General features: G+C 22.4%; 17 protein-coding genes. 12 read left to right on the top strand and 5 right to left on the bottom strand.

Features of this window, described 5'->3' with window-relative positions; translation table 11 throughout:
- Positions 1 to 2: 2 nt before the first annotated feature.
- The 12 genes from hisS to AB6A63_RS01195 all read left to right on the top strand — a co-directional run bounded on the left by hisS (position 3) and on the right by AB6A63_RS01195 (position 15,301).
- Complete coding sequence (hisS, locus tag AB6A63_RS01250; protein WP_370430879.1) at positions 3 to 1,271, top strand: histidine--tRNA ligase; 1,269 nt, start codon at positions 3 to 5, stop codon at positions 1,269 to 1,271.
- Positions 1,268 to 3,016, top strand: coding sequence for an aspartate--tRNA ligase (gene aspS / locus AB6A63_RS01245; RefSeq protein ID WP_370430878.1), 1,749 nt, complete (start codon positions 1,268 to 1,270; stop codon positions 3,014 to 3,016). Before hisS ends, aspS begins: the two co-directional genes overlap by 4 nt.
- Before the next feature lie 29 nt (positions 3,017 to 3,045).
- Positions 3,046 to 4,338, top strand: coding sequence for a tRNA lysidine(34) synthetase TilS (gene tilS, locus AB6A63_RS01240; protein ID WP_370430877.1), 1,293 nt, complete (start codon positions 3,046 to 3,048; stop codon positions 4,336 to 4,338).
- Between the two features lie 75 nt (positions 4,339 to 4,413).
- On the top strand, positions 4,414 to 5,196 hold the full coding sequence (locus AB6A63_RS01235) for a hypothetical protein (protein ID WP_370430876.1): 783 nt from the start codon (positions 4,414 to 4,416) through the stop codon (positions 5,194 to 5,196).
- Between the two features lie 26 nt (positions 5,197 to 5,222).
- Complete coding sequence (ylqF, locus tag AB6A63_RS01230) at positions 5,223 to 6,065, top strand: ribosome biogenesis GTPase YlqF (RefSeq protein WP_370430875.1); 843 nt, start codon at positions 5,223 to 5,225, stop codon at positions 6,063 to 6,065.
- Positions 6,066 to 6,120: 55 nt separating this feature from the next.
- Positions 6,121 to 8,088 carry a type I DNA topoisomerase gene (topA, locus tag AB6A63_RS01225; protein ID WP_370430874.1) on the top strand — a complete coding sequence of 656 codons (1,968 nt, stop codon included), beginning with the start codon at positions 6,121 to 6,123 and terminating at the stop codon, positions 8,086 to 8,088.
- Positions 8,089 to 8,121: 33 nt separating this feature from the next.
- Complete coding sequence (gene ftsY / locus AB6A63_RS01220) at positions 8,122 to 9,111, top strand: signal recognition particle-docking protein FtsY (RefSeq protein ID WP_370430873.1); 990 nt, start codon at positions 8,122 to 8,124, stop codon at positions 9,109 to 9,111.
- A 60-nt stretch (positions 9,112 to 9,171) separates the two neighbouring features.
- Positions 9,172 to 10,521, top strand: a complete 1,350-nt coding sequence (locus AB6A63_RS01215) for a signal recognition particle protein (RefSeq protein WP_370430872.1) — start codon at positions 9,172 to 9,174, stop codon at positions 10,519 to 10,521.
- Positions 10,522 to 10,582: 61 nt separating this feature from the next.
- Complete coding sequence (locus tag AB6A63_RS01210; RefSeq protein WP_370430871.1) at positions 10,583 to 11,452, top strand: 5'-3' exonuclease; 870 nt, start codon at positions 10,583 to 10,585, stop codon at positions 11,450 to 11,452.
- A gap of 91 nt (positions 11,453 to 11,543) precedes the next feature.
- A complete protein-coding gene (locus AB6A63_RS01205; protein WP_370430870.1) occupies positions 11,544 to 13,364 on the top strand; it encodes an AAA family ATPase in 1,821 nt (606 codons plus the stop codon).
- A 174-nt stretch (positions 13,365 to 13,538) separates the two neighbouring features.
- The gene (locus AB6A63_RS01200) at positions 13,539 to 14,414 is read left to right on the top strand and encodes a DegV family protein (protein ID WP_370430869.1); all 876 of its coding nucleotides are present in this window, start codon (positions 13,539 to 13,541) and stop codon (positions 14,412 to 14,414) included.
- A gap of 14 nt (positions 14,415 to 14,428) precedes the next feature.
- Positions 14,429 to 15,301: a CCA tRNA nucleotidyltransferase gene (locus tag AB6A63_RS01195; RefSeq protein WP_370430868.1), complete on the top strand. Its 873-nt coding sequence runs from the start codon at positions 14,429 to 14,431 to the stop codon at positions 15,299 to 15,301.
- Between the two features lie 187 nt (positions 15,302 to 15,488).
- Here AB6A63_RS01195 and AB6A63_RS01190 read toward each other — a convergent pair whose 3' ends face one another.
- The 5 genes from AB6A63_RS01190 to AB6A63_RS01170 form a co-directional block, all read right to left on the bottom strand.
- Positions 15,489 to 16,094 (bottom strand): nitroreductase family protein, encoded by a 606-nt coding sequence (locus AB6A63_RS01190; RefSeq protein WP_370430867.1) that lies wholly within the window; start codon positions 16,092 to 16,094, stop codon positions 15,489 to 15,491.
- A 99-nt stretch (positions 16,095 to 16,193) separates the two neighbouring features.
- On the bottom strand, positions 16,194 to 17,216 hold the full coding sequence (nrdF, locus tag AB6A63_RS01185; RefSeq protein WP_370430866.1) for a class 1b ribonucleoside-diphosphate reductase subunit beta: 1,023 nt from the start codon (positions 17,214 to 17,216) through the stop codon (positions 16,194 to 16,196).
- Between the two features lie 18 nt (positions 17,217 to 17,234).
- Entirely contained in the window at positions 17,235 to 18,236 is a 1,002-nt protein-coding gene (recA, locus tag AB6A63_RS01180) for a recombinase RecA (RefSeq protein WP_370430865.1), read from the bottom strand.
- Positions 18,237 to 18,352: 116 nt separating this feature from the next.
- Positions 18,353 to 18,994 carry a CDP-alcohol phosphatidyltransferase family protein gene (locus AB6A63_RS01175; protein WP_370430864.1) on the bottom strand — a complete coding sequence of 214 codons (642 nt, stop codon included), beginning with the start codon at positions 18,992 to 18,994 and terminating at the stop codon, positions 18,353 to 18,355.
- 462 nt (positions 18,995 to 19,456) lie between these two features.
- Positions 19,457 to 23,866 (bottom strand): hypothetical protein, encoded by a 4,410-nt coding sequence (locus tag AB6A63_RS01170; protein ID WP_370430863.1) that lies wholly within the window; start codon positions 23,864 to 23,866, stop codon positions 19,457 to 19,459.
- Positions 23,867 to 24,059 lie beyond the last annotated feature (193 nt).

Here is a 24,059-nt window from a genome sequence, read left to right as displayed (position 1 = left end):
AAATGAAAAAAATCAAAGGTACTCACGATTTAATCTTTGAAGAATTAGATGAATGGGTTATCGTAGAAAATAAAATTAAATATTTTTTTGATAAATATAATATTCGAGAAATTAGAACGCCTATTTTAGAATATAGTGAAGTTTTTAATCGTTCTTCTCAATATTCTGATATGGTTTTAAAAGAAATGTTTCATTTTTTAGATAAAAAAGGGAGAGATATTTCTTTAAGACCAGAAGGAACATCTTCTGTTGTTAGAAGTTATGTCGAAAATAAATTATATAATAAAAATAATTTAAATAAATTTTATTATTATGGTCCTTTTTTTCGTTATGAAAGACCACAAAAAGGACGTTATCGACAATTTCACCAATTTGGTGTCGAATTTATTGGTGTTTCTAATTATTTATCAGAATTAGAATTGTTTTTTTTAATAAATGATATTTTTAATATATTTAATTTATATAACACACAAATTAAAATTAATACTTTAGGAGATATAGAATCTCGAAATGCTTTTTTAAAAGATTTTGTTCCTTATATCGACAATCATAAACATCACTTATGTGAAACGTGTTTAAACAAAGTTAAAACCAATATTCTTAAAATTTTTGATTGTAAAATATGTTCTTCCAAGAAATTTTTGAATGAAGCACCTTCCATTTTTGATTATTTAACTATTGAATCTAAAAATAAGTTTCAAAAAATTTTAGATTTTTTTAAACAATCAAAAATTAATTTTGAAGTTGATTTAAAGTTAGTGCGTGGTTTGGATTACTATACTGATATTGTTTTTGAAATTTCTTATTTTTCTTCCGTTCATAAAAGAGATTTTATTTTAGGCGGTGGCGGTAGTTATAACGAACTTATAGAAGAATTTGGCGGTAGTAAACAAAATAGTATAGGTTTCGCCATCGGAATGGAAAGATTAATGTTCGCTTTAAAAGAAAATGGTTTTTTGGATAAACATAAACCAAATTCTTTAGACTTATATGTATTTGTTTTAGATGAAAAAATTATTTCAGATGCTTTATTTTTAACAAGAAGCATAAGACAAAACGAAATCAAAACAGATATGAATTATACAATTTTTAATTTTAATAAACAATTTATAAAGATTTTAGAACATAAACCAAAATTTATTTTATTTTTGGGAGAAAAAGAATTAGAAAATAATACGTTTACTATTAAAAAAGTTTCTGATAAAAAGACATATATGATAGAAAAAAAAGAATTAATAAATTTTTTAAAAAAGGAATTACATTTTAAATGAAAATTAAGTATAATTTTTCTAATAATGATATAACGTTAAATCAAAAAGGACAAAAAATTTTGGTTAAAGGTTGGCTTGATAAAAAAAGAAATACAGGAAACAAAATATTTTTAAATTTAAGGGATTTTTCAGGTATCATTCAATTGGTTGTAAATAAAAATCATAAAGACTATAAAAAAATTTCTTCTATCAAATTAGAAAGCGTAGTGGAAGTTCAAGGAATAGTTGTCGAAAGAATAAACAAAAATCCTAATTTAAAAACTGGTGAAACAGAAATTTTAGTTGAAGATTTTAATATTTTATCCGAATCTCAAAATATACCTTTAAATTTTTTTAATGGAACTACGGAATCTTTAGAAGATTATCGTTTGAAATATCGTTATTTAGAATTAAGAACAGAAAAACAAAAAAATTATTTAGTTAAACGTCATGAAATTACTCAAAATATAAGAAAAACTCTTTTATCGAATAAGTTTTTAGAATTAGAAACTCCTATTTTATCTAAATCTATACCAGAAGGAGCTAGAGATTATTTAGTTCCGTCTCGTGTTAATCCTTATAAATTTTACGCTTTACCTCAATCACCTCAAATTTTTAAACAGTTATATATGATTGGAGGATTCGAAAGATATTTTCAAATAGCTCGTTGTTTTCGTGATGAAGATTTAAGATCTGATAGACAACCAGAATTTACTCAAATAGATATTGAAACTTCTTTTTTTAGTAAAGAAGAAATAATGACTTTAATAGAAGAACTTATGCAAAATCTTTTTAAAACTGTTTTAAATAAAGATTTAAAACTTCCTTTGATGCAAATGACTTATGATGAAGCTTTGAATGTATATGGTACAGATAAACCAGATTTAAGGTTTGATTTATTAATTGAAGATTTTACTTCATTCTTTGATCCTGTTGTTTTAACAAAAAATGATATTTCTCAAAAAATCAAAGGCATCAAAATGAATATTCAAAATCACTCAGATCATTTCACTAGAAAAACAGTTGATAAATATAAACAAATTATTAAAGATAAGTTTGATTTGAATTTAAATTTTATACAAAAAAAAGATAATTTATTTCAAGGTTATTTAAGCAAATTTATTATAAAAGATTCTTTTTTAACAGAACAAGAAATTTGTTTTTTTATTGTTTATGATGACGAAATTGATGTCAATAATAACGTTTTAAAAGTTGTTGGTTTTTTAAGAAATGAATTAGGTAAAAATTTAAATTTATATGATTCTGAAAAAGAGATGCTATTATGGGTTGTGGATTTTCCTTTATTGGAATTTAATAAGTCAGATAATAGATATTATACTTTACATCATCCTTTTACAGCTCCTTCAAATATTGAACAATTATTTCAAGCACCTGAAAAGGTTAAATCACAAGCTTATGATTTAGTTTGGAACGGTTATGAAGTTGGCGGAGGATCTTTAAGAAATTATCAATATCCTGTGCAAGAATTTATTTTCGAAAAATTAAGCTTAAAAAAAGAAGAAATTGAAGAAAATTTTGGTTTTTTAAATGAAGCTTTAAGATACGGTGCTCCTCCTCATGGTGGAATAGCTTTAGGGTTAGATCGTTTAGTTATGTTATTTACTAAAACTAATAATATCAGAGATGTAATCGGTTTTCCTAAAAATCAAAAAGGACAAGATTTAATGTTGCAAAGTCCTAGCACAGTAGAAAAAACACAATTAGATATTTTGAAAATACAAAAAAAAAATAATGAAAATGTATAAAATATTTTATAGATAAAAAAAGGGTTTTTATGAATTTTCGATTAGGGTTAAAATTAGATAAACAAAAAAATTATATTATTTCCGTGAGTGGTGGAGTTGATTCTATGGTATTGTTAGATTATCTTTATAATCTACAATATTCCTTGATTGTAGTTCATTTTAATCATTTACAACGTGAACAATCATTTGAAGAAAAAAAAATGGTTGAACAATATTGTTCTCAAAGAAAAATCTCTTTTCATTATTTCGAATTACATATAAATAAAAAAGATTTTCAAAATCAAGCTAGAATATTAAGACAAGAGAAATTAAAAGAAATAGCTTTACAATGCAAAACCGTTTATTTGATGACAGCTCATCATTTAGATGATTTAGCAGAAACTATTTTATTTAAAATAGCTCGTGGTAGTTCTATGTTGGGATATAGTGGCATGCAACCATCTTATTTTTTTAATGATTTTTATTTTTTAAAACCTTTTTTATATATTTCTAAACAAGAAATTTTAGAATATGCTTCTCAAAAAAACGTTCCTTTTTTAGAAGATCACACAAATCAATTAAATAAGTATACTCGTAATAAAATAAGACACCAAATTGTTCCTTATTTTAAAGGAATGAATAATTTTTTAAAAAATATTAAAAAATTTCATTTACAACTTATAGAAGCTAATAATTTTGTGAGAAAACAAACTTATTTTTTTTTAAAAAATCAAAAAGAAAAAGATGTATTTGATTTAAATTTGTTTTTAAAATTAGATATTTTGATTCAAAAAGATATCGTTTTATTTTTTTTAGAATCTAAAAATATTAAAAAAAATTTTGATTTGGTAACAAATATTACTAGTTTTTTAAAGAATATTTCTAAACCAAGCGCCAAATATTCTTTTCATTATAATAATTGGTCGTTGGTTAAAAAATATGATATTTTTTTTTGGATACAGGAAAAAAATATAAATAATTTTGATATAATATATAAACCCTTATTATATTACTCTAAGGATGATTCTTTGTTATTTAATTGTTTTCTGATACAAAAAATATCTTATAATATAGATTCCATTTCTCCTCCTTTTATTTTAAGAAAAAAACAACCAGGAGACATTTTACATTTTTCTTTTGGAAGCCAAAAATTAAAAAAATTTTTAATTAATTCGAAAATTTCTTTAGATGAAAGAGATAAATTGTGGTTGGTTGTAGATAAAAATAATGTTATTATTTGGATTCCAGGACTTTATTTAAATAAAACATTAGGATATAAAAATAATCTTTTTTTAGGTTTGCAAAATAATAATTATTTAATTTCTCAATTACAAGAATATTAATTTTATTTATTTAAAAAATATTTTTTTTAATAAATACAAAATTATATTTTTTTTTAAAAGAAGAGGTTTTAGAAAATGAATATTTTATATTTTTTGAAAGAATGTTGGGATTCAATTTCTGGTTTTTATAAAACTTATTTATCGTCTTTTACTACTTTTGTATTTGGTTTATTCTCAGGATTTATAATGTTTTTTTTATTATATTTGTTTTCTGTGTTTAGAAGCTTTAATAAAAAATTTAGTGCAAAACAATCATTAAATGATAAATTTACTGACGAAGATATGAAAGAATTAATTTCAAAAACTCAACAAAAATTCAAAGAATATAATAAAAAAAAATTAGATAATTATATTCCAAGTTTATTTGAAAATTGTAAAAATTTAATTTTAGAAACTTCTTCTAATTTATATCCTGATTCGCAACACCCTTATTTAGAGTTGACTATGGACGAATGTTTATCTTTGATACAATATTTACACGATAGAATAGATGAATTATTTGATAAAAAAATCATTTCTTTTTTTAAAAGTGTTACTTTAAATAAAATTATGATTTACAAAAAAAAACTAGTAGATAAACAATATATAAAAAAGTATAAAAAAACTAATAAATTTTTAGGAACGATATCAAATGTTGTTAATTTAATAAATCCTTTTCATTGGACTAAAAAAATTTTTTTTAAATTTTTTTATAATAAAATTTTTAATAAAATAGGCGAAGCATTGATTTTAATTTTAGGCGAAGAAGTTTATAAAATTTATAGTAAAAAAATATTTGAATCTGATTTAGATATAAACGATATTTTTAACGAATTACAAAATGATCTACAAAAACATAAAAACGATGATATTGATTAATTAAATATATAGGGTGTTCTTATTTTATGAATTCTATTCAATGGTTTCCTGGTCATATGAAAAAAACTTTAAAGGATATTCAAAATAATTTAAAGTTTGTAGATTGCGTTTTAGTTATTTTAGATGCCAGAATTCCTTTTTCTAGTATGAATTTTGAACTTTTAAATTTACTAAATAACAAACCAGTTTTAGTTTTATTTAATAAAAGTTTTTTAGTTAATTTAAAAGAAAATGCTTTTTTTGTTGATTATTTTAATAAAAAAAATATAAATACTTTAAATATTGATGCAAAAGCAAGATTAAACATTGAAAAAATATATCCTAAAATCCAAGACATATTAAAAAAAAATAACAGAAGGATCAAAAAAACATTAAAATTTATGATTGTAGGAGCTCCTAATGTGGGGAAATCTACTTTAATTAATTGTCTGTCAAAAAGGAAAATAGCTAAAACTGCTAATTTGCCAGGAATAACTAGACAAATGCAATGGTTTCATTTAACTAATAACATAATGTTGTTAGATACACCAGGATGTTTATGGCCAAAATTTAAATATCAGGAAATAGGTTATTCTTTATCTATTTGCGGTTGTATTAAAGAAAATCTTTTACTTAAGGAAGAAATTGTTGTTTATTTTTTGAACTATTTAAAAAAACATTATCCTGTTTATTTACGAAAACTTTTTAATTTAAATCAGATAGATTTACAAAAAGAAAATTTATTACAAACTATTTTAGATAAAATAAATATTTCTCAAAATTCAAGTTCTAAAATGGATAATTTATTATTATCTTTTATTTTTAATAAAATTAAAAATAATCTTTCTCAAAAAATTAATTATGATTTGGATTTAAAATATTTATTTTAATATTAGATAAATTTTGGTTTTATTAAGATATTTTTTAAGGACTATAAATTATTATATGGAAAATGTAGTTATAATTTTAGAATCACCTGCTAAAGCTAAAACTATTAGTAATTATTTAGGAAAAGATTTTTTAGTTTTGTGTTCAAAAGGTCATGTGAGAGATTTATCTTTAAAAGGGAAAGATCGTCTTGGAATTGATATTTCAAATGATTTTCAACCATATTATCAAATCATTGACAAACAAGAAAAATTAGTCAAAGATTTATTCCAAAAAACTAGAAATAAAAAAGTTTTTTTAGCGACAGATCCAGATAGAGAAGGCGAAGCGATCGCTTGGCATTTATCACAAGTATTAAAATTAGATAGAAAAGAAAAAAATAGAATTTTATTTAATGAAATTACCAAAAATGTTGTTAAAGAAGCTTTAAAATATCCTTCTGTTATTAGAGAAAGTTTAGTAGAATCACAAGAAACACGCAGAATATTAGATAGAATTATTGGTTTCAAATTATCATATTTAGTTAAAAAAATTAAAGCTCAATCAGCAGGCAGAGTACAATCAGTCGCTTTAAAGTTGATTGTGGAATTAGAGGAAGAAATAAAAAAATTTGTTCCTGAAGAATATAATTTAATTAAAGCTTATTTTAAGGATTTTCAAGCAGATTTATTAATTAAACCTTCAAGTTATAAAATGAAAACAGAGGAAACACAAAAAATTTTTGATCAAATAAAAGATCGTCCTTTTTTTTTAAAAGAAATTCAAGATAAAAAAATAAAAAAGTATTCTCCTCGACCTTTTATCACGTCCACTTTACAACAAGAAGCTTTTAAAAAACTTTTTATGAAGTCCAAAGATACAATGAGTGTCGCACAAAAACTTTACGAAGGGATCGACGTTGAAGGCCAAAGAACAGGTTTAATTACTTATATGAGAACAGATTCTTTTAGAATGTCTTCAGAATTCATCCAACAATCTCGTATTTTCATTCAAGAAAATTATGGTGAAAAATATTTAGGAGTTATTAAAGAATATAAAAAAATTAATAACATTGGAGACGCCCACGAAGCTATCAGAGTGACTGATATAAATAGAACACCACAAAAATTAAGTAATTTTTTAAACAAAAAAGAATTATCTTTGTATAATTTAATTTATGAACGTACTTTAACTAGTTTAATGTCAGAAGCTATTTTGAATCAAAAACAAATTTTTTTTGAAGTTGAAGAACATATATTTTTATCAGAAGGATTAGAAATGGTTTTTGATGGTTTTTATAAAGGTTTAAGTAATCAGTTCAAGGATAAATTGCTGCCTTCTTTAGAACTACATCAGTCGTATATGCCAGAAAAAATAGAGATAATAAACAAAATGACTCATCCTCCTTCTCGTTTCACAGAAGCTTCTTTGATTAAAAAATTAGAAATGCTAAAAATTGGAAGGCCTTCAACTTATTCTTCCATTATTGAAATTTTAAAAAAGAGATTTTATGTTACAATAGAAAATTTTAAATTTGTTTGTACGCAAATAGGTTTTGAAACAAACAAATTGTTAGAAGATTATTTTTCTTCTATAATTAATGTTAATTATACATCCGAAATGGAAAAACAATTAGATAATATTGCTTCTGGTAAAAATAATAAATTAAACATTTTAAAAGAATTTTATGATCCGTTTCAAAAATTATTTGAGAAAGCTAATAAAGAAACTAAAAAAAAAGAACCTGTTATGACTCAAATAAAATGTGATTTATGTGGAAAGTTTTTAGTCGAAAGAAAAGGTCGATATGGTACTTTTTTAGGTTGTAGCGGCTTTCCTAAATGTAAAAAAACTGTTCAAAAATTAGAACCATTTGAGCAAGTTAATAAAGAAACTAAAAAACAAGAACCTGTTATGACTCAAATAAAATGTGATTTATGTGGAAAGTTTTTAGTCGAAAGAAAAGGTCGATATGGTACTTTTTTAGGTTGTATCGGCTTTCCTAAATGTAAAAAGATTCAAAGTTTAAATAAAAAAAATAATTAATAATTATTTTTATTCAAAAAAAGGTGTAAATTAATGTTGGAATTTTTTAAAAAAATTTTTAAAAAAAAGGAATTAAAAGAAAAAGATAAATCATTTTTAGGAATCAAAAAAACAGAGTATAATTTCGTTGAATGGTCTGAAAATGTTTTAAAACAAGAAAATTTCTCTTTATCTTTATTAGATGACTTAGAAGTTTTATTTATTAAATCAGATATAAACGTTAAAACTGCTTCTTATTTAATTACAGAAATAAAAAAACAGATTCAAATTAAAAATGTTATGCGATCTGTTGCTATATTACCTTTGATAAAAGAAGTTATTATTTGTTTTTATCAAAAAAATCAACTAAATACTAATAATTTTAATTCAAATAATTCTCAATATTCTGTTAAAAAACAAGAAGGACCAATAAAAGTGGTTTTATTTGTTGGTGTTAACGGAGTAGGAAAAACAACTACTATTGGAAAATTAGCTTTTAAATTTAAACAAGAAGGACAAAAAGTTTTATTAGTAGCAGGAGATACTTTTAGAACAGGAGCCGTTGAACAATTAAAACAATGGGCTAAAAATAGTGATACTGAAATTTTTTTCAAAGAAGGTAAAAATATTCCTACCTCTAGTGTAGTTTTTGAAGCTTTATCTTATGTGAAAAATCAAAAATTTGACGTTGTTTTATGTGATACATCAGGTAGATTAGAAAATAAAGTTAATTTAATGAAAGAATTAGAGAAAGTTAAAAGAATTATTGGTAAACAAATTCCAGGAGCTCCACACGAAACTTTTTTAATTTTGGATGCTATGACAGGTCAACATAGTTTAAAACAAGTTAAACTTTTTAATCAAATAGTGAATTTAACTAGTATTATTTTAACTAAATTTGATGGTATATCAAAAGGCGGTTTTATTTTAAATATAAAATATTTACATAATTTGTCAACTAAATATATTGGTAATGGCGAAAATATAAAGGATTTAAAAAATTTTGATATTAAAACTTATGTTGATTCATTATTTGGGAATTAATTAATTTCAAATTTTTAAAAATTAATTTATAATAGAGATTACAAGGAAGCAAAAATAAAAATGAGTTTTTTAAATGATGGTTTAAGTAAAGTTTTAAATAAAATTAAAGGCAAAAAAATTATCAGCGAAAAAGATATCGAAGAAATTATGAAAGATATTCGTTTAGCTTTTTTAGAAGCTGATGTAAATTATGATGTCATTACTGAATTTAATGAATTAATAAAACAAAAAACTTTAAAACAAGAAGTTTTAAAAGGAATCAAACCCAAAGAACAAATAATCACAGTTATAAAAGAAGTATTGACATTAATTTTAGGATACAAAAACGAAGGTTTAAATTTAAATAAATCATTAGATGTTGTTCTTTTATTAGGCTTACAAGGGAGTGGAAAAACAACTACAGCAGGAAAATTATCTTTTTTTATCAAAACCAAAATGAAAAAAAAAGTTTTATTGATTGCTGCTGATATTTATAGATTTGGTGCGATAGAACAATTGAGAGCTATTGGTGAAAATATAGATGTAGAAGTTTTTATTTCCGAAGATAAAAAAGTTTTAAATATTGTTGAACAAGGTCTCCGATACGCTTATAAACAACAATTTGAAACAGTTATTATCGATACAGCTGGTCGTTTAACTATTGATGATAAAATGATTAAAGAAGTTAAAGATATTAAAAAACTGGTTGAACCTTCTGAGGTTTTAATTATTGCTGATTCTATTTTAGGACAACAATCAGTGAACGTTGTTAAAAGTTTTAATGAAAAAATAGGAGCTACAGGTATTATTTTAACTAAGATGGATGCTGATACAAAAGGTGGAGCCGCTTTATCAATGAAATATGTTACTAAACTTCCTATTAAATTTATTTCTTCTTCTGAAAAACATGATGATGATAATTTTGAAGTTTTTCATCCAGATCGTATTTCTTCTAGACTTTTAGATATGGGTGATATGAATACTTTAATCGAAAATATAGAAGATAAAATTAACACAAAACAAAGTAAAAAAATTATAAGTAAAATTTTAGATGAAGGTTTTAATTATAATGATTTATCTAAACAATTGAATTTATTAAAAAAAATAGGTTCTATTAGAAAAATGGCTAATTTTATTCCAGGAATGTCTTCAAAAATTAAAAATATGCCTTTTTTAGAAGACGATCTTATTCAAAAATTTAAATTTATTATTCAAAGTATGACTGAAGAAGAAAGATTAAATCCGATATTAATTGAAAATAATAATAGAAGAAGAATGAGAATAGTTAAAGGTTCAGGAACTCAAATGAATGATATTAATAATTTGATTCAATTTATTAAAAAACAAAAACAATTAGTTAAACAAATGGGTAATATGGATGAAAATGAATTCAATAATCCTGAGGATTTTTTAAGTAAATTTTTAAATTAAAGAAATAAAATATTTATTTATCTAAATAAATATTTAGTTCGGAGCTCATAATAAAAGACAAATGCGTAAATTGATTTTAGTAGATGGTAATTCTTTAATTTTTCGTGCTTATTATGCTACTTATTATAAAAAAAAGGTATTGATGCAAAATTTAGAAAACGAAGATATCAACGCTTTATTAGTTTTCAAAAATATGTTTAATAAAATCTTAGAACAAACTGATGGTTATATTTGTGTCGCTTTTGATTCTAAACAAAAAACACAAAGACATGAATTATATTCAGATTATAAAAAAGGGCGTCCTAAAACGCCTGATTCTTTAATTAATCAAATTGTTTTAATTAAAGAATATTTAACTTTATTAGGTGTTAAATGTTGTGCAGAAAACGGTTATGAAGCAGATGATATTATTGGTACTCTAGCAAAACAAGCGAGTCAAAATAATATTCCTGTTTTAATTTTTACTAGTGATCAAGATTTTTTTCAATTGATAGATCCTAATATTACAGTGGCTTTAATTAAAAAAGGATTAAAAAATGTTATTTATTATAATCCACACATGTTAGAAGAAAAAATTTTTTTAAAAGCAGAACAAATAATTGATTTTAAAAGTATAGTCGGAGATAGTTCAGATAATATCAAGGGTATTCCAGGTATAGGACCTAAAACTGCTTCTAAACTTCTAAATCAATTTCAAAATTTAGAAAATATTTTTTCTAATTTAGATAAAATAAATTTAAAGATTAAAAATAAATTTCTTCAATTTAAAGAAGAAGTATTTTTTAATCGTTTTTTAGTCACTATTAATAAATCAGTTCCTTTATCTTTTGGTTATGAAGAAACTCAAATAAAACCAAAAGAAACTAATTTATTAAAAAATTTTTTCAATAAATATAAATTAGTTAAAAAAAATGAAAATGTTTATAATTAAATAATATGTTTTGCATAAATTAATTTTCATCCCAATATATTTTTTTATATTACAAAAAATATTACAGAATGTATAATATTTTAGATAGGAAATGATATCTATGAGTTTTGAACCATATATTTTCGAAGAAGAACCGAATAAAAACAAAGATAAAAACAAAAACACAAATGTACCTCGTGCACCGCTACAACCTTTTAATCCTTCTCCTAAAAAAAATTATTTGAATTTGACACAAAACATTACTCAGATTATTGTGAATGTATTATTTATTTTATTTTTAATAACTTCTCTTATGTTAGGTAGTTCTTTTTTTAAGAATGTTTCTAAACAAGAGTCTAATATGAAGTGGTTCAAAGATAAAAAAGTTGATTTTACAAAAGAATTACCTAATGTAGAAAATGATTTTCATGGCAATCAAATTGTTAAAGAAGAAATAATAAAATTAATTAAAGATATTAAAGAATCAGAAAATCAAACTGATACAAACAAAATTCCTTCAAGTGGAATTTTGTTATATGGGCCTCCCGGAACAGGAAAAACTTATTTAGCTAAATGTTTAGCTGGTTCGCTTAAAGAAAAAGCTTCTTTTTTTATATTTAATGGTAGTGATTTTGTAGAATTATATGTAGGAAGAGGAGCTGCACGGGTTAGAGATGCTTTTAAGTACGCAAAAAAAGAAACTTTGGCAGATGGAAAAAAATATTGTTTTATTTTTATTGATGAAATTGATTCTATTGGACGTAAAAGAGGAGAACAAAAAAGTGGTTCTAGTCATTTAGAACAAGAATCAACTTTAAATGCTTTATTAACTGAAATAGATGGTTTTACGTCTTCGTCAGAAAAAGGAAGTAATCCTCATGTTATTTTGATCGGGGCCACTAATAGAGACGACTTATTAGAACCAGCTTTGATAAGAGAAGGACGTTTAGGTAAAAAAATAAAAATAGAATTACCTAATAAACAAGATATTAAAGATCTTTTAGCATATTTTTCACAAAAATTGCCAAATTCAGAATTAAATTTTAAATTATTCAAAAGATTGAATGAAGATTATAATGAATTATCAGAATTAAAATTATCATATAATGATTTAGCTCTAAAATTAGAAGGTATGCAAATAACACCATTAGAAGTTAATAGTTTGATGCAAAATATTTATGAAAAAAAAAAATCAATTAGTCCAGAAAATATAATAGAATTTATTTGGGATGCTATTGATACATTAAAAGGAGGTGTAATATTACCGAAAGACAATAACGAACAACCATCTGATAGAGTAATTTTTCATGAATTAGGACATGCTTTAGTTGCTAAAAGTTTAGGTTGGAATGTGAGTCGTATAAATGTTCAAAAAAGAGGTAAAATCGGCGGGTATATTTCATCTTATAAACCAAATATAGAAAGAGATTTACAAACCCAAAATGATTTCATTGAAGAAATAGCTGTTTTGTTGGGCGGCAGAGCAGCAGAAGAAATTTTATTAACAAATCAAAAAGACCCAAACAATTTTAGTGTTGGTTCATACAGTGATTTAATAAAAGCTAAATTAATAGCTACGCACATGGTTAAAGAATTAGGGATGAGTTGGCCTACTAACGGAACTGACGAAATAGAAACAAAAATTTTTGTAGATAAAAACGAAATAGAAAAACAAATTGAAATTATTATAAATAATTCATATTCCATAGCAAAAAGTATTTTACGTGAATTAAAATACAAATTTAAAGAATATATAAATCTTGACTCAAATGTTCATAAATTTACAAAAGACAAAAAAATAATGAACGAATCAGAATTTAATAAATTTTATAATAATTATTTCGACAACGCCAAATCAAAAATAGATTATGTAAATGTAAATGTAAATGTAAACAAAACACACACTTCTCATACTGAAACACAAGCAAATTAATTCTTTTATATATCATTAATTTTGTATTTAAAAAATAATAAAAAATATAAATTTAATTATATTTTGTTATAATATCTTGTTGAATCGTCATTTAACATAATAATTTATACAAAAATTCTATCTCTAAATGTATTAATATAATAATTACTCAAATTTTTAAAAAAAGGTTATCGAATGAATTCAATTGATTTAAAAAAAGATGTTAAAATAGTTGCCACATCAACTAGTTGTTTAGATTATTATAACGATACTGATACAAGTATTGATTTAATTAGAATTAAAATTCATATAAACGATAAAACTTATATAGATGGTGAAACTATAACAGCTCCTGAATTTTATGATATGTTTAAAAAAAATAATAATTTAGTTATCAAAACATCACAGCCTTCTTTAGGCGAATTAGTTTTATATTTTGAAAATTTATCTAAACAAGGATACAAAAAAGTTTTTGTTGCGACTATTTCAGATAAATTAAGCGGAACTTATAATATTGTTGTTCAAGCACAAAAACAAGTGAGTAAAATTATCGAGGTGATTCCTTATAATACTAATACCGTTTGTTTTTCGGAAGGTTATTTCTCTTTACAGGCACAACGTTATTTTTCGCAAAATTTATCTGTTCAAGAAGTAGTTCAAAAATTAGATTTTTTAAAAAAAAATAATACTATTTTTTTTATAGTTAATTCTTTAACTCAATTAATTAACAATGGACGTTTAAGTAAAAAAAAAGGTTTTATAGGAAGATTTTTAAGAATAAAACCTATTTTACAAGTTAATGATCAAGGAAAAATTGTTTTAATTGATAAAAAAATTACTATCGAAAAAGCATTTCGTTCTATGATTTCTAAAATTAAAGATTATGTAAAAGATCAAAAATTTTTAATTCATCTTTATACCACTGGTAATCCTGATTTAAAATCAAGATTTAAGATATTGTTACAAAAAGAATTTAATTTAGATGATATACTCGAGATTCCTTCTACGCCAGCTATTGGAGCTCATGTTGGTAATAATGTTTTGGGAGTGGGTGTTATAATTTTAAAATAATAAAAACTAATTTAGTGATCAATGAAAGAATAAAAAAAGCACAAATAATATTAAAAGAAATAAAACAAAAAGGATTTGAAGCTTTTATTGTCGGCGGAGCTGTAAGAGATTTATTTTTAAAAATTCAACCTAATGATATCGATTTAAATACAAACGGTACTTATGATGAAATTAAAAATTTTTTAGTTTGCAAGAAGAAAAATATTAAATACGGTTGTTTTCAAATTATTTTCGAGAATGAAATTTTTGAAATTACTACTTTTAGAAAAGAAAAGTTTTATTTAGATTATAGAAACCCTTCAGAAGTAGAATTTGTTTTAGATGTTGAAAAAGATTTAAAAAGACGTGATTTTACTATTAATTCATTTTTAATGAATGAAAAATCTGAAATTTTAGATTATTTACATGGTTTTGATGATATTAAAAAAAAACAAATTAGAGTTATAGGAGATCCTTATACAAAATTAAATGAAGACACTCTTAGAATAATGAGGATTTTTGTTATTCAAGCTAAATCTAACTTTGAAATAGAATCCGAAACAAAAAAAATTTTATTATCTAATATTTTTTTAATAGAAAAAATTAATCCTCAAGAAATTTTAAAAGAATTAAAGAAAATAACTAAACAAAAATTTTTTTTAAAAGCTTTTATTTCTCTTAAACAAACTAATGCGATTTCTTTTTTAAGAGAATTTCAGGAAAGCATTCTTTTTATTATAAAAGAAAAGTTTGTAAAAATAAATTATAAATTATTTTTAGATATATCTTTTCTTTTGAATCCAAATATAATTCATTCGTTTCCTTTTAATAAAAAAGAAAAAAAAAGATTTCAAAAAATGTTTTATTTTTATAAAAATTATAAATATGTATTATCAACAAAAAGATAATTTTCTAAAATTTATATAAAATCGATATAAAAATTAGTTCAAAATAAAAAAATACGGTTTAAAATGTTTTCGTTTTTAGGCCATATTTTTTTATATATTATTGTTTTATTTTAAAATTAATAAAATTTTGTTGTTTGATTGTTGAACTTTTTATTATTTTTTGAAAAATAATGAAAATTGGAAAAAATTAGAGAAAAAAAGCAAAATCTTCATTTTTTAATTTGAATTTATTTCTTTTTTCGTTAATATTTTCGTTTTCACTTTTTCCTACAGCGATCAAAATAATAGGCATATAATCCTCTGAAATATTAAAAAGTTTATTTATTTTTTCATAATCAAAACCGCCTATAAAACCAGCGTTATAACCTAAATTTTGAACTTCTAAAACAAAATGAAGAGCAATCAAACCACTTTCAAAAAAAATTTCATTTTCTATTTTATTATTTTTTTGTTTATTATAATAATTTTTTATTTTTTTGATTAAAATTTCTTTTTGTTCGTGAACTATTTCTTTATTTAGAAATTTATTATGATAAATATATTCCGCTGAATTTTGTTTATTTTTGTTACCACATAATAAAACAATAGCAGAACTAGTTTCCAGTTGTGATTCATTTTTTTGAACAACTTGTTTTAATTTTTCTTTATTTTCTTTACTTTCGATAACAAAAAAACGCCAAGGTTGTAAATCAAAAGAAGAAGGAGAATAGCGAATTTTATCAAAAATTTCGTTCCATTCTTTTTCAGAAATTTTATGATTTTTTTTAAATAATCTTACTGTTGGAATATGCATATTTTTTTCTTTCAAATTTAATATTTTTTCAACATAAAATTTTTATTTTTTTAAAAAAATTATTTTTATATTTTTTTTTAAAAAAATAAAAATAATTTATTAAAATTCGAAATCTTCATCTTGTATACTTTCAGAAATCATTTTTTGATAACCGTTCCCCTTCATAGAGAAGTTATCCATTGTTTTAGTTTCTGTATTTAAACCATTAAGAATAACAGGGTTGATTTCTTCATAAGGAAATTTTTGTTCAAAACCTAAATTTAATAAAGATTTATTAGCGTTGTAACGAACAAATTTATTAACATATTCCACTAAATCTACTTTTTCATAAAGTTCTAATGTTAATTCTTGTTGTTCTTTATATAAAACGTCTAATAAGTTTTCCATCCATTGTTTTAATTCTTCTTTTTTTTCTTCTGGAAAAGTTTCATATAATTCTTTAGCTAAACGACCGATATAAACTCCATGTACGCTTTCGTCTCTGATAATTAAATTAATAATTTCTCCAGATTGCATTAACATTCCTTGGCCGTAAAAATATAATGGATAATAAAAGCCACAATAAAATAACCAAGTTTCTAAAAATACAGAAGCAACCATTGCTTTCCATTTGACAATATTTAATTTGTCAATATCAATTTCATCACTTGATGAAGTGTGTTTATCTAAATCTTCGTAAATAGTCACAATATTTTTTAAAATATTTTGAATATTAACTTGTTTTTCACCCCATTCGAATAATTCATCGATTTTTTGTTTACTTAAGAAAGTTATAAAAATATTAGAATAACTTTTGGCATGCACTGCGTTTTCCATGGCTCCCATAAAATTAAGAGTAGCTTTTTTTTGGTGTTCCCAAGGGAAACAAGAGCGAAGAATAGAAGGCATACCGATATCACCTTGATAAGTGTCTAAAAAAGTTAGAACTAATAAATTTTTAGAATAAGTTTCTTTTTCGTTAGGGGATAAATTTTCCCATACATTTAAATCACTTTGTAAACTTATATCTTCGGGTCTCCAAAATTGACTCAGGTTTTGTTCGTAAAAAAAATTTGTATAATCGTCTTCTTGTTGGTTCCAATTAGCGCCTTTATATTTTTTATTTTGATTTTTAATTTTCATTTAAATACCATTTTTCTTTTAAATTAATTTATAATGTTTTTTGATTTTATTTTCTAATTCTTCTGCTATGTTTTTATTTTTACTTAAAAATTCTTTAACTTTTTCTTTTCCTTGTCCGATTTGTGTATTTTGATAAGAAAACCAAGAACCGCTTTTTTTAATTAAATCTAAACTTAAGGCTAAATCTAAAATTTCTCCGTTTTTAGAAATGCCTTGACCGTACATTATGTCAAAACTAGCTATTTTAAAAGGAGAAGAAACTTTTGATTTCACTACTTTAACATTGGATCTTATACCTATAACAGTGTTATCATCTTTTAAAAATTCTGATTTTCTGATATCTAGTCTAACAGAAGCGAAATATTTTAAAGCTTTTCCGCCCGGAGTTACTTCAGGACTACCATAAATTATCCCTACTTTTTCTCTTAATTGATTTACATAAATCACTATAGTGTTAGTTTTTGAAATTATTGTTGATTGTTTTCTCATAGCTTGGCCCATCATTCTCGCTTGTAGACCCATAAAAGAATCTCCAGTTTCACCTTTTAATTCGGCTTCAGGGGCCAAAGCTGCTACTGAATCAACTACTATTAAGCTCATAGTTTCACTTTTGATTAAAGATTCAACGATATTTAATGCTTTTTCTCCTGAATCAGGTTGAGAAATAATAAAATTATCTATATTTACACCAATTTTTTTAGCGTAATTAATATCTAAAGCATTTTCGACATCTATAAAAGCTACATTTCCACCTTTTTTTTGCGCTTCAGCAATAGCGTGTAATGTTAAAGTTGTTTTTCCAGAACTTTCGACACCGTAAATTTCTATAATTCTTCCTTTAGGAAGACCACCTATTTCAAGAGCTATATCTAAGTTTAGAGAACCAGTGGAAATAGATTGTATTTTATCTATTTTGTTAGAATTAAGTTTCATTATACTTCCTTTTCCGAAACGCTTCTCGATATCTTTTAGCGTTTGTTCTAAAATGTTTTTATTTGTTTCGTTTTCTTCTTTATTCATTTTTTTTACCTTTTTTTAGATATTTTATTATATAAATATAAATTTTGTAAATAGTTTAATAAATGTGTTTTTATAAAAAAAATAAATATAAATAATTATATATTTTTTTATTAAATTTAATAAAAATTATTTTGAATTAATTTGAAATTTTTTATTATATAATGTATTCCAGAAAAAATAATTAGGATGATGTCGATAATAAAAAGACAAATTAAAATATAAAATAATAGTTCGCTATCAATATGTGTTTTTTCGATTATATAGCGAGCAAGTAATGCTAATAGAACAGATATAAAAGTAAAAATAGTTTTGATTTTTCCCAAAAAAGAAGCAGCTATAATTTTGTTTTTTTCAAAAGCCATTAAACGCACTCCCATTATTAAAAAATCTCTTATGATAGCAACAATAAGAACTCCGAGAACTAAATTTTTTAATCTTTTGTTAAAATGGTTCGTATTTTCTGGTATTAATATATGCTTATCACATAATAAAAAAATATAAAGCAAAGAAATTATTATCAATAATTTATCTGCTATAGGATCAAAAAATTTCCCAAAAACAGTTTTTTTGGTTATTTTTTTTGCTATATATCCATCTAATACATCTGTTATAGATGCGATAAAAAAAATTATGATAAATGTATTTGATATTTCTGGTACTTTTGATCTTAAAAAAAATATCGAAGGTAACATAAAAAAAACCAAAATAATTCTGAGGACAGTGAGTAAATTAGCTGATGTTTTTATTATTTTTTTCATTTTTTTGATTAAAATAAAACTTTCTTATATTTTTTGTTTAATTTATATTATTTATTTTTGCTATTCTAAATTAATATAAAAAATTTAATATCTAATATAAAAATTTTAGATATTTTTTGTTTAATTTATATTATTTATTTTTGCTATTCTAAATTAATATAAAAAATTTAATATCTAATATAAAAATTTTAGATATTTTTTGTTTGTTATATATATTTATTATATGTTATTTTAGTTATATTTTAAATATTGCGAGAGTTATTTTTAAATATTTTTGCTAGAATTTTCTAAAATCAGTATTAATTATAAAAAAAATGAAATTACTTTCATTTTTTTAAATTTTTATAATAACTTTTTTTGTATTTTTAAAATAATTTTATTTATTTTTTATAAATTTAATTAAATTTAATTTTAAATTATTATTTTATTTTATCGAATTTCAATAAAAAATCTAAGATATTTTTATGTAGTTTTGATATTTATTTTTTTAATAAAATAAAATATTATAAAAGTCAAAACAAAAATAATTGCGATGAATATTTTTAATATATGATTTTGTTCTGTTTGTTTAATATCTTTTTTTAAAGTATAATAAATTTCTTGTTCGCCTTTATATTTTTCTGATTCAATTTTTGCTTTATTTTTGTTTGTTATTATTTCTATCTTAATATTTTCTATATTTAAATTAGGATTTAATTTTTTAATTTGACTTATTATTTCTTTTTCGCTATTATTTTCGATTTCTCCTAAATTAGTTTTTGTTAAAACATTTTTGAGTTCTTGTATTTCGTGATGTTTATCTTTTTTTAAAGTAAAATCGACTGTGATTATGTTCTTGTAATCTTCTGATTGAATTAAAGCACTATCATCATAAATTTTGATCGTTTGAAGATTTTTATTTATTAAATTTTTATTTAAAGATTTTATTTTGTCAATAATTGTGATGGATGAATTATTTTCAATTTCTCCTAAATTAGCTTGTGTTAAAACTTCTTTTAATTGTTTATCTTTTATTAAAGTAAAATCGATTGTGATGGTATTTTTGTAATCTTCTGATTTGATTAAAGCACTGTTGTCATAAATTTTAATTGTTTGAAGGTCTTTATTTATTAAAATTTTATTTAAAGATTTTATTTTTTCAATAATTGTGATGGATGAATTATTTTCAATTTCTCCTAAATTAGTTTGTTTCAAAACATCTTTTAATTCTTGTATTTCGGATGATTTATCTTTTTTTAAAGTAAAATCGACTGTGATTATATTCTTATAATCGTCTGATTGAATCAAAGCACTATCATCATAAATTTTAATTGTTTGAAGGTCTTTATTTATTAAAATTTTATTTAAAACTTTTATTTTTTCAATAATTGTGGCGGATAAATTATTCTCCATTTCCCCTAAATTAGTTTGTTTTAAAACATCTTTTAATTGTTTATCTTTTTTTAAAGTGAAATCAACTGTGATTGTGTTTTTATAATCTGTTGATTCAATTAAAGCGTTGTTATCGTTAGTAGTTATTATTTGAAGATTTTTATTTATTAAATTTTTATTTAAATTTTTTATTTTGTCAATAATTGTGATGGATGAATTATTTTCAATTTCGCCTAAATGGGTTTTTGTTAAAACTTCTTTTATGTCTTTTTTTAAAGTGAACTGGACTGCGATTGTATTCTTGTAATCTTCTGATTTAATTAAAGCATTATCTTCATAAATTTTAATCGTTTGAAGATTTTTATTGATTAAGTTTTGATTTAAATCTTGTATTTTTTCAATAATAGTGTTAGGTAAATTGTCATCAATTTCTCCTAAACGAGTTTGTTTTAAAACTTCTTTTATATCTTGTTTTAAAGTAAAATCAACTTTGACTGTATTTGGATAGTCATTTGATTTGATTAAAGCGTTGTTATCGTAAATTTTAATCGTTTGAAGATTTTTATTTATTAAGTTTTGATTTAAATCTTTGATTTTTTCAATAATTATGTTTGATAAATTATTTTCGATTTCTCCTAAATTGGTTTTTGTTAAAACTTCATTTAATTCTTTTTTTAAAGTGAAATCAACCGTTATGGTATTCTTGTAATCATCTGATTTAATTAAAGCGTTATCTTCATAAATTTGGATTGTTTGAAGATTTTTATTTATTAAATTTTTATTTAAATTTTTTATTTTTTCAATAATTGTGCTTGATAAATTATTTTCGATTTCACCTAAAAAAGTTTGTGTTAAAAAGTTTTTTAATTCTTGTTTTTCAGGATTTTTATCTTTTTTTAAATTGAAATCAACCGTTATGGTATTCTTGTAATCATCTGATTTAATTAAAGCGTGATCGTCGTAAATTTTGGTTGTTTGGAGTTCTTTATTTATTAAGTTTGGATTTAAAGTTTTGATTTTTTCGATAATAGTATTTGGTGAATTGTTTTCGATTTCTCCTAAGTGAGTTTGTTTTAAAACTTCCTTTATATCTTGTTTTACAATGAAATAAACTATGGTTGTGTTTTTGTAATCATCTGATTTAATTAAAGCATTATCTTCATAAATTTTACTGATTTGGAGTTTTTTATGTATTAAATTTTTATTTAAATCTTTGATTTTTTCAATAATAACGTTTGATGAATTATTTTCAATTTCTCCTAAATTGGTTTGTGTTAAGACTTCTTTTAACTCTTTTTTTAAAGTGAAATCAACTGTGATTGTGTTTTTGTAATCATTTGATTTAATTAAAGCGTTATCTTCATAAATTTGAATTATTTGGACGTCTTTATACGTCAATTTTGAATTTAAAGCTTTTATTTTGTCAATAATTGTGATTGATAAATTATTTTCTATTTCTCCTAAATGAGTTTTTGTTAAAACTTCTTTCAATTCTTTTTTTAAAGTAAAATCTACTTTTGCTGTATATGGATAATCTTCCGATTTTATTAAAGCGTTATCATCGTAAATTTTGGTTGTTTGAATATCTTTGTTGATTAAATTTTTATTTAAATCTTTGATTTTTTCAATAATTGTGATGGATAAATTGTTTTCTATTTCTCCTAAATGAGTTTTTGTTAAAACTTCTTTCAATTCTTTTTTTAAAGTAAAATAGACCGTAATTATGTTTTTGTATTCTTCTGATTTAATTAAAGCATTGTTATCATAAATTTTGATCGTTTGAATATCTTTGTTTAATAATTTTGTGTTTAAAATTTTTATGTTTTCAATAATAGTATTTGGCGAATTGTTATCGATTTCTCCTAAATTAATTTGCGTCAAAATATCTTTTATGTCTGTTTTTAAAGTAAAATAGACTGTAATTGTGTTTTTATAATCATCTGATTTAATTAAAGCATTGTTATCGTAAATTTTGATTGTTTGGACATCTTGATGTTTTAAATTTTTATTTATTTTTTTTATTTGTTCGATAATAGTATTTGATGAATTGTTGTCAAGAGACCCTAAATTAGTTTGTGTTAAAACTTCTTTTATGTCTTTTTTTAAAGTAAAATAGACTGTTATTATGTTCTTATAATCATTTGATTTAATCGAAGCGCTATCCTCGTTAATTTTTATTATTTGAAGATCGTTTTTTGTTAAATGTTTATTTAAAGATTTAATTTTTTCGATAATAGTATTTTGTAGATTGTTTTCGATTTCTCCTAAATGAGTTTGTTTCAAAACTTCTTTTAATTCTTGTTTTAAAGTAAAATCAACTTTGATTGTGTTCTTATAATCAACCGATTTTATCACAGCGTTATCGTCGTAAATTTTTATTGTTTGAAGATCTTTATTGAACAAGTTTTTATTGAAATCTTTGATTTTTTCGATAATAGTATTTGGTAAATTGTTTTCAATTTTTCCCAAATGAGTTTGTGCCAAAGCTTCTTTTATGTCTTTTTGTAAAGTGAAATAAACTATGGTTGTATTTTTATAATCATTTGATTTAATTAAAGCGTTATCGTCGTTAATTTTTATTGTTTTAAGATCTTGATGTTTTAAATTTTTATTTAAAGATTTGGTTTTTTCAATAATAGTATTTGGTGAATTGTTCTCAATTTCTCCTAAAAGAGTTTGCGTTAAAACATCTTTTAATTCTTTTTCTTCCTGAGGTTTATTTTTTTTCAAAGAGTAGTAAACTAGGGTTGCATCGTCATAATCATTTGATTTAACCAAAGCGCCATTTTTTAAAATTGATACTACTTGAATATCTTTTTTTATAAATATTGGATTTAAATTTTTTATTTTTTCAATAATAGCGCTCTCTGAATTATTTGTGATTTCCCCTAAATTACTTTTTGTTAAAATATCTCTTAGGTCTTGTCTTGTGTTAGATTTATCTTTTTTTACATTAAAATTAACTATTAATGCGTTGTTATAATCATTTGATTCTATCAAGGCACCTTTTGTAAGAATTGATACTACTTGAATATCTTTATTTATCAAGTTTTTATTTAATTCTTTTATTTTTTTGATAATAGTATTTGGCGAATTATTCTCGATTTCTCCTAAAAGAGTATTTTTTAAAACATCTCTTAGTTCTGGTTTTCCATTAAATTTATTTTTGTCAAAAGTGAAATAAACTGTGGCCGTGTTTTTGTAATTATTTGATTTAATTACAACACTATTATCCTCAATTTTCACTATTTGAACATCTTTATTTAACAATTTAGGATTTGATATTTTTATTTTTACAATAATATTATTTGGTGAAATATTTTGTAGTTCTCCTAAATTATTTTGTTTGATAACTTCTTTTAATTCTTTATCTTTTTTGGAATTTATATCAGAAGCATTTACATTATTTCGAATATAGAAAAGAAATAAACTAAAAAATACAATAACACAATAAACAAAATATTTAAAATTAATTATTTTATAAATTTTATTTTGTTCCATAATTTATGTTAATACCTTTCGATTTAAACTTGTGATATTTAAAAAAAGGATAAAAATATAAATAAATAGACGACAATTTAAAATCAATTAAAATTAATATTTTATATTTTTTTTGATTAAAAATTATATTTTTTAGTTTTTGCATCAATTCTATTAATTAATTTAAAATTTTTTTTAATTAATATTAAAATTA

This window comes from 'Camptotheca acuminata' phytoplasma (assembly GCF_041276565.1).
GTDB lineage: Bacteria > Bacillota_I > Bacilli_A > Acholeplasmatales > Acholeplasmataceae > Phytoplasma.
Note: the sequence above shows the minus strand (reverse complement) of the source record. Positions and strands in the feature narration are given on the sequence as shown.